The 8122-nt window shown below is 60.6% G+C and carries 5 protein-coding genes and 2 pseudogenes; 6 read left to right on the plus strand and 1 reads right to left on the minus strand.

What is annotated here, in order from left to right; genetic code table 11:
- The first annotated feature begins 507 nt into the window (after window positions 1–507).
- From J8G26_RS18730 to J8G26_RS18755, 6 genes and pseudogenes are all read left to right on the plus strand, one after another.
- Complete coding sequence (locus tag J8G26_RS18730) at window positions 508–756, plus strand: DUF2789 domain-containing protein (protein ID WP_066697057.1); 249 nt, start codon at window positions 508–510, stop codon at window positions 754–756.
- Complete coding sequence (locus J8G26_RS18735; protein ID WP_210570741.1) at window positions 753–2027, plus strand: TolC family protein; 1275 nt, start codon at window positions 753–755, stop codon at window positions 2025–2027. Before J8G26_RS18730 ends, J8G26_RS18735 begins: the two co-directional genes overlap by 4 nt.
- Window positions 2024–3628 carry an efflux RND transporter periplasmic adaptor subunit gene (locus J8G26_RS18740; RefSeq protein ID WP_210570743.1) on the plus strand — a complete coding sequence of 535 codons (1605 nt, stop codon included), beginning with the start codon at window positions 2024–2026 and terminating at the stop codon, window positions 3626–3628. The genes J8G26_RS18735 and J8G26_RS18740 overlap by 4 nt, the downstream gene beginning before the upstream one ends.
- 15 nt (window positions 3629–3643) lie before the next feature.
- Window positions 3644–6775, plus strand: a complete 3132-nt coding sequence (locus J8G26_RS18745) for an efflux RND transporter permease subunit (protein WP_210570746.1) — start codon at window positions 3644–3646, stop codon at window positions 6773–6775.
- A 6-nt stretch (window positions 6776–6781) separates the two neighbouring features.
- Window positions 6782–7082, plus strand: a pseudogene (locus J8G26_RS18750) (IS3 family transposase); the annotation flags it as partial.
- 195 nt (window positions 7083–7277) lie between these two features.
- Entirely contained in the window at window positions 7278–7568 is a 291-nt protein-coding gene (locus tag J8G26_RS18755) for a hypothetical protein (RefSeq protein WP_207375602.1), read from the plus strand.
- 102 nt (window positions 7569–7670) lie between these two features.
- Here J8G26_RS18755 and J8G26_RS19660 read toward each other — a convergent pair.
- A pseudogene (locus J8G26_RS19660) lies at window positions 7671–7865 on the minus strand (type II restriction endonuclease); the annotation flags it as partial.
- Window positions 7866–8122 lie beyond the last annotated feature (257 nt).

The following is an 8122-nucleotide window of genomic DNA, read 5'->3' on the forward strand; positions in this document are numbered from 1 at the left end:
GTCACCTGCCGAACGCTCCGAGCGTCTGCGTCTCTACTCCCCGGGTTGATAGCCCCCAATTGGGGCTCCAGCAGAGCACGTTGAATCCATTCTGTGGGATCGCGCGTCGGCCTGGCTAACCTCGGGATTTCAGCAGCCTGATAGGTCACGCCCCAAAAATTACCTGACAGAAATGTAATTTTTGAAACATCTTCCCGTCAGTCTCGGGCTTGCAGAATCACAACGTGCATTCGCACACGGTGGGCGGACTCAAATACGAAGTGCAACACCCTGGATTTCAGTGAAAGAGGGTGGGATGGCTTGCAGAGCGGTCATTTTGGCGCTGAGCCTGACGCTTTCGTGAGCCTCCACCGACCACGTCTTCAGAATTTTTCAGGACTTACGCAAAATCGCCCCAGCGGCGTTGATCTTCCTTGCCGTGCGCTTGCACTGTCTGCGTCAGAGCGCCTTACTGGAACAATTTTGCGGAAGTCCTATTTTTGTGTTTGAACAATAGGGACCACCGCTATGGAAAAGTCATTTCATCGCTTCTCTGAACTGTTTTCCCAGCTCGGCTTGCGCATGGACGCGGCAGGCATCGGGGAGTTCTTGGAGGCCCACGCTCCACTGCCGGCCGATGTGCTGCTGGCCGATGCGCCATTCTGGACACCATCTCAGGCGACTCTGTTGCGCGAAGAACTTCTGGAAGACGCGGACTGGGCCGAAGTAATTGACCGGTTGAATTCCGCTTTGCGTGCGCCAAGGGGGAGGTCATGATGCCTATGAGGAATCGCCTGTCGTTGGGTGTGGTAATGGTGTCTCTCGCGCTGAGCTCGATGGTTTACGCGCAGGAGGTCAAGCTTGGGTCGAGTGTTGAAGGGTTGCTGCAAGCGGCCTGGGAGCGAAACCCCGAAATCGCAAGCATGCGTTTTGATGCCGATGCCGCTGCCGAGCGTGTCGTACCCGCGGGTGCCTTGCCGGATCCAAAGTTCAGCATGGAACTTCGTGACCTTACCCGGATGGGCGAGCGCAACCCGACGCTGCTGCCAGGGCGTGTGGGCAGCACGCGATACCTGCTCACACAGGAATTGCCGTGGTTTGGGAAACGGGGCCTCAAGCGTGAATCGGCCCAATTGCAGGCCGAAGCGGCCCGAGGGCGAGTGGCTGGCACCTGGAGTGAACTAGCGACCAAGATCAAGACGACATACGCCCAACTCTACTATCTGGACCAGAACGAGCGGCTGACCAGGGAGATCCTGGACCTGATGACTCGCCTGGAAAAAGTCGCCCAGGTGCGCTACGCCGGTGGCCTGGCCGCGCAGCAGGACGTGATTCGTGCGCAGCTGGAGCAAACCACCATGCGCAACGAATTGATTGCCCTCGACGCAGAGCGAAGTCAGTTGCAGGCCAGGCTAAAAGCGCTCGTGGGGCGCCCTGCCAGCGAGACGCTGGCTACGCCAGAGAGCATTCGCACACTTCCGGCGCCTGAGACCATGCGATTTGATGTCCTGGAACAGCGTGCACGGTCCAGCAATCCGCTGCTGAGAACCGAGGAGTCACAAATCCAGGCTGCAGAAAAGAACCGTGAACTCACCTACAAGAACCGCTATCCGGACTTTGCGGTGGGGGTGTCACCCATCCAGTACGGCAAGTCGGTCCGGGAATGGGAGCTGATGGTTGAGGTCACCATCCCCTTGCAGCAGGACACGCGGCGGGCGCAGGAGCAGGAAGCACAGGCCATGCTGGATGCCGCCCGCTCGCGCCGCGAAGCGGCCACCAACCAGGTACTCGCGGATCTGTATGAAAACTTGGCGGGCCTGGAGGCGGCTCGCCGTACGCTGGCGTTGACCACGGACAGCCTGCTGCCCCAGTCGGAGCTGACGTTCCGGTCGGCTTTGGCAGGCTACGAATCGGGCAAGGTGGATTTCGCCACCCTGCTGGATGCACAGAGACAGATACGACAAGCCAAACTCAATCAAGTCAAAGCAGGAGTTGCAGCCCAGATGCGTCTGGCGGACATCGAGCGCATCGTGGGAGAAGATCTATGACAACAACTATCAAGGTGGGCGCGCTCGTGCTGGCCGCCACGGCACTGGCTGCGGGAGGCGGCTATTGGTACGGGCAACGCCAGTCCGCTGCACATGGATCAGTGCAGGCGACATCGACTGTTGCTTCGGCAAACGACAAGAAGGAGCGCAAGGTTCTCTATTACCGCAATCCGATGGGCTTGCCCGATACGTCCCCCACGCCCAAGAAGGACCCGATGGGGATGGATTACATCCCCGTCTACGAGGGCGATCAGGAACCGGAAGCCGGAAGCGCCAACCAGATCAAGATCAGCACCGACAAGGTTCAGAAGCTCGGGGTGCGCGTTGAGGCTGTCAGCCTGCGCAACCTGGACAAGATGGTGCGCGCTGCAGGCCGCATCGAACCCGACGAGCGCCTGACCTACGCCATCACCCCAAAGTTCGAGGGCTACGTCGAACGCTTGCATGTCAACGCCACCGGCCAGGCCGTGGGCAAGGGCCAGCCCTTGTTCGAGGTCTACAGCCCGGAACTGGTGTCGGCGCAACGCGAATACGCGATTGCCGCCCAAGGGGTCGACGCCTTGAAGGGCGCCAGCGAGGAAACACAGAAAGGAATGCGAGAACTCGCCGAATCGGGCCTTACGCGCCTGCGCAACTGGGATATTTCGGACGAGCAGGTGAAGGCGCTGACTCAGTCGGGCACGGCGCGCCGCACCCTCACGTTTCGCTCGCCGGTGGCAGGCATCGTGACCGAGAAAAAGGCGGTACAGGGCATGCGTTTCATGCCAGGCGACGCGCTCTACCAGGTCACTAACCTGTCTTCAGTGTGGGTGATAGCCGATGTATTCGAGCAGGACATCGGCTTGGTCAAAACAGGGGCAAAGGCCACGGTTCGCATCAACGCCTACCCGGACAAGGTATTCACCGGTTCCATCACCTACGTCTATCCAACGCTCACGGCTGAAACTCGCACCGTGCCCGTGCGGGTCGAATTGACCAATGCAGGTGGGTTGCTAAAGCCGGGCATGTTTGCACAGGTGGAACTGCCCGCCGCCTCCAAGGGCACCGTGCTGACGGTACCGACGTCGGCGGTTATCGACAGCGGAACACGGCAGATCGTTCTGGTGCAACTCAAGGAGGGGCGTTTCGAGCCCCGCGAAGTCAAGGTCGGCGCGCGCAGCGAGGACCGCATCGAAATTATCGAGGGCGTGCAGGACGGTGAAATGGTCGTAGTGGCCGCCAATTTCCTCATCGATGCGGAAAGCAACCTCAAAGCCGCCATCGGAGGCCTGGGGCATACAGGACACGGGACTCAAGCCACTCCTGATGGATCAGCAAGCACCAAGGCCGTCACAGGCGTGGGTCACCAAGCCGAAGGCACAGTAGAGGACATCGATACGAAGTCCTCCACGGTGACGCTGGCACATGGCCCGGTGCCCAGTCTCAAATGGCCCGCCATGTCGATGGAGTTCAAGGTCGCCCACAGCGGCTTGCTCAAGGAGCTCAAGCCGGGTGCCCTGGTTGCCTTTGAGTTCGTCGAACGCGATCAAGGCGAATGGGTGATCACCGCCGCCCGACCCCTGGGCAAAGCCACGGCCAATCCTCACGCCGGTCACAACTGATTTTCGGGAAAAAATATGCTTGCGAAGATCATCGACTGGTCGGGGAGAAACCGTTTCCTGGTGCTGCTGGCGACCCTGTTCGTCATTGTTGGCGGTATCTATGCTGTGCTCAAAACACCGCTGGATGCGCTGCCGGACCTGTCAGACGTTCAGGTCATCGTCTACACCGAGTATCCGGGCCAGGCCCCGCAGGTGGTCGAGGATCAGGTCACGTATCCGTTGACCACCTCCATGCTGTCGGTTCCCAAGTCCAAGGTGGTGCGGGGCTTCTCCTTCTTTGGCGCCTCGTTCGTCTACATCATCTTCGAGGATGGCACTGACATCTACTGGGCACGCTCACGCGTGCTCGAATACCTCAACTTCGCAGCGGGGCGCATGCCCAAGGGTGTGACACCGCAGATCGGTCCGGATGCGACTGGTGTGGGCTGGGTGTACCAATATGCGCTCTTGGCCAAAGATATGACCCTGGCCGAATTGCGTAGCTTGCAGGACTGGTACCTGCGCTACCAGTTGACCAAGGCCCATGGCGTGGCCGAAGTGGCGTCGATGGGCGGGTTTGTGCAGACCTACCAGATCACCGTCGATCCGGTGAAACTGCGGGCTTACGGCATTCCCTTGGCCAAGGTCTCCCAGGTGGTGCGCGACTCGAACCGCGACGTCGGCGGGCGCGTGGTGGAGATGGCCGAAACCGAGTACATGGTGCGTGGCAAGGGCTATCTGCGCGGGGTGGCCGACATCGAGAGCCTGGTCGTCAAGGCGGAAAAAGGCACACCGGTGCTGATCCGTGACATTGCCCGTGTTGAACTGGTACCGGATGAGCGCCGTGGCGTGACCGAGCTCAATGGCGAGGGCGAGGTGGTCTCCGGCATCGCGGTGGCCCGCTACGGCCAGAACGCGCTGGAAGTGATTCACAACCTGAAGGAGAAGATCGCTGAGGTTTCGACCGGCCTGCCGCAGGGCGTCACCATCGAGGCGGTGTACGACCGCTCCGACCTGATTCACCGCGCGATTGAAACGCTCAAGCGCACACTGATCGAAGAAAGCCTGATCGTCGCGCTGGTCTGCGTGGTCTTTCTGATGCATGTGCGCTCAGCCTTGGTGGCGATCCTGATGCTCCCGGTGGGGGTGCTGATCGCCTTCATCTCCATGCGCCTGCTGGGCATGAACTCCAACCTGATGAGCCTGGGGGGCATCGCCATTGCCATCGGTGCCATGGTGGACGCGGCCATCGTCATGATCGAGAACGCCCACAAGCACCTGGAGCGCCTGCCCGAGGAGCACACCAACACTGATCGCGTGGAAGCCATGATTGCCGCCTGCAAGGAGGTGGGCCCGGCTTTGTTCTTCTCGCTGCTCATCATCACCGTGTCCTTCCTGCCGGTGTTCACGCTGGAGTCGCAGGAAGGCCGCCTGTTCTCGCCACTGGCCTATACCAAAACCTTTGCCATGGCCGGTGCCGCGCTACTGTCGGTGACGCTGGTGCCCGTGCTGATGATGCTGTTCATCCGTGGGCGCATCATGCCGGAGGCACGCAACCCGGTGAACCGGTTCCTCATCTGGATCTACCGTCCCATCATCGCCGCCGTGATGCGCTGGAAGAAACTGACGGTTGCCACGTCGATCATCGTGCTGGGCGTGTCGTTCTACCCCGCCAGCCAGCTCGGCTCGGAGTTCATGCCCACGCTCAACGAAGGCACGCTGCTGTACATGCCCGCGTCGCTGCCCGGCATGTCCATCACCAAGGCGGCCGAGCTGATGCAGACGCAGAACAAGATCATCAAGAGCTTCCCGGAGGTGGTATCGGTCTATGGCAAAGCCGGGCGCGCCAACACGGCCACGGACCCGGCACCGACCGAGATGTTCGAAACCGTCATCAACCTCAAGCCGGAGTCCGAGTGGCGCACGGGCATGACGATCGACAAGCTGATCGCGGAGTTGGACCAGGCACTGCAGTTTCCTGGCGTGTCCAACGCCTGGACCATGCCCATCAAGGCCCGCATCGACATGCTTTCCACCGGCATCCGCACGCCCATCGGGATCAAGGTCTTCGGCAAGGACCTGGGCGAGATGGAGCGCCTGGCGCGCGAGATCGAGACCGTGGTCAAGCAGGTGCCCGGAACGACCTCGGCGTTCGCAGAACGCATCACAGGGGGCTTTTACCTCAATATTGAACCCGACCGGGCGCAACTGGCGCGCTACGGCCTGGGGGTAGGAGAGCTGCAGGACGTCATTGGCACGGCCCTGGGCGGCGAAATGGTCACCACGACGGTCGAAGGCCGCGAGCGCTTCGGCGTCACGGTGCGCTACCCGCGCGAGCTGCGCACCGACCCCCAGCAGATCGCCCGCGAAGTGCTGGTGCCCACCATGGACGGCGCGATGGTGCCGCTGGGGCAGGTGGCCCGGGTCGAAGTGGCAAAGGGGGCACCCGGCATCCGCACTGAAAATGCGCTTCTGTCTGCTTACATCTTCGTGGACATCCGTGAGCGTGACATCGGCAGCTATGTGGCAGACGCGCGCAAAGCCGTGAACGAACAGGTAAAGTTTCCGCCGGGCTACTACGCGACCTGGAGTGGCCAGTTTGAGTCGATGGAACGTGCGGTGCAAAAGATGAAGGTGGTCATTCCCGTCACCTTGCTCATCATCTTTCTACTGCTGTACCTGAACTTCAAGCGCCTGACGGAAACCCTGATCGTCATGCTGTCGGTGCCGTTTGCCTTGGTCGGAGGGGTCTGGCTCATGTGGTTGATGGGCTACAACATGTCTGTGGCCGTCGCGGTGGGCTTCATCGCCTTGGCGGGGGTGGCCGCTGAGACCGGGGTGATCATGTTGATCTATTTAGACCATGCCTGGGAGGAAATTCAGGCAAAACGCCGCGCTGAAAACAAAGAGCCTGGCGTTGCGGATCTTTATGAAGCCATCATGGAGGGTGCGGTTGAGCGGGTGCGTCCCAAGATGATGACGGTGGTCGCCATCATGGCTGGCTTGCTTCCCATCCTGTGGGGAACTGGCACAGGCTCGGAAGTCATGAGCCGTATCGCTGCACCGATGGTTGGAGGGATGATTTCCTCGACCGTGCTGACGCTGGCAGTAATTCCCGCTATTTATGGCTTGGTCAAGCAGTTTGAACTTCGAAGAAGGCGAGCTTGATGCGATTGGCCTCGCATGCACAAGGAACTGCTCGCCCGTGGCATCCGGGTGGGCAGGAAACGTGTGCGCCGCTTGATGCAGCAGCACGGCATCCGGGCCAAGACCCAGCACAAATTTGTGGTGACCACGGACAGCCGCCACAGCCCCGCCGGGGGCCCCGGACCTGGTACAGCGACGTTTCAATCCCGATACACCCGACCAGCTCTGGTGTGGCAACACCACCTACATCGCCACCGACGAAGGTTGGGTGTACCTGGCAGCGGTCATCGACCTGTTCAGCCGCCAGGTGGTGGGCTGGAGCATGCAGGCGCACAACTATTGATCCGGCAGGCTTTATTCGTAAACCTTGCTCGGGCTGAGGTGTCGAAGCCCCTCGACGGGCTCAAGTTGAACGGCATCGGGACTCTGCAATAAACCGTGCCGGATCAATAGGCCGCCGTCAAGGCACTTTGTTCCCCTCACGCAGCTCAAGCCCCCTGTTTCGCATACCAAAGGAATCATCATGAACAAGCTGATCTACCCCCTCGCCGGCGCGCTGATGCTGGGCGCCACCTTGCCGGTCCTGGCCGGCCCTGACTTTCAGGCTATCGAGCAAGGCCGCAAGGCCGGCCAGGAGGCCGAGGCCACGCGCACGCGAGATGCCACCGAGGCCGCCAAAACCGGCCGTGGCGACTGCCCGCCCCAGCCCTTGATCCTGCCGCTCGACCATGGTCCGCGTGCCTTGACTACGCCCTACCTGAACCAACTGCGCAAGCAGCGCTTCGAGGCGGAGATGAAGGCCTGCAAGGAATGACGCCGAGGAAGCGCCTATTCAGTCGGCCCTGCAAAACTCATCCGCCTGCCCATGCCAGCCGGCCCAACCCATGGAGGAGAAATAAGGCATAAGGCAGAAGACTTACAACCGCTGTGAAATCTCCAGCAATGGCTTGATGCTGGAGCCAAAGCGGCTCATGGACACGTGGTTCTGCTCCAGTTGGCTGTAAGGCAGATAACGAATCCCGAGTTCCGAAACACGGGAGAATGCCGGTCTTTGGAGTTGCTCCGCCACCTTGGCTCGGCGATTGTCTGGGGCCACCATAAAGAGCGCACATTTTTCTGCAACCGGTGACTTCTGTCTACCCGTGTGGTTGGTCCTCCGTCCTCCGCATTCGTCCCCCGCGCACGTCCACCAACTCGCGCTCCAATTCACGCAGATTCTTAACAACAATGTCATCTGGCTGTCCGGATTCTGTTGGGGTGCGCTCCCTAAGATGAACACATCACCTCAACGCCCGACCAAGGCATGAGAGATGCAAGTTTCATCTACCTTCCTTAGGAGCTTCAACCATGACCCAACAACGCCTCTCC

The organism is Acidovorax sp. JG5, from assembly GCF_017939685.1.
GTDB lineage: Bacteria > Pseudomonadota > Gammaproteobacteria > Burkholderiales > Burkholderiaceae_C > Acidovorax.

What these genes read in the sequence shown, in the direction of transcription:
- J8G26_RS18735 (WP_210570741.1), top strand. Translation starts at nt 753, where the DNA reads ATGATGCCTATGAGGAATCGCCTGTCGTTGGGTGTGGTAATGGTGTCT.
- J8G26_RS18745 (WP_210570746.1), top strand. Translation starts at nt 3,644, where the DNA reads ATGCTTGCGAAGATCATCGACTGGTCGGGGAGAAACCGTTTCCTGGTG.
- J8G26_RS18755 (WP_207375602.1), top strand. Translation starts at nt 7,278, where the DNA reads ATGAACAAGCTGATCTACCCCCTCGCCGGCGCGCTGATGCTGGGCGCC.
- J8G26_RS18740 (WP_210570743.1), top strand. Translation starts at nt 2,024, where the DNA reads ATGACAACAACTATCAAGGTGGGCGCGCTCGTGCTGGCCGCCACGGCA.
- J8G26_RS18730 (WP_066697057.1), top strand. Translation starts at nt 508, where the DNA reads ATGGAAAAGTCATTTCATCGCTTCTCTGAACTGTTTTCCCAGCTCGGC.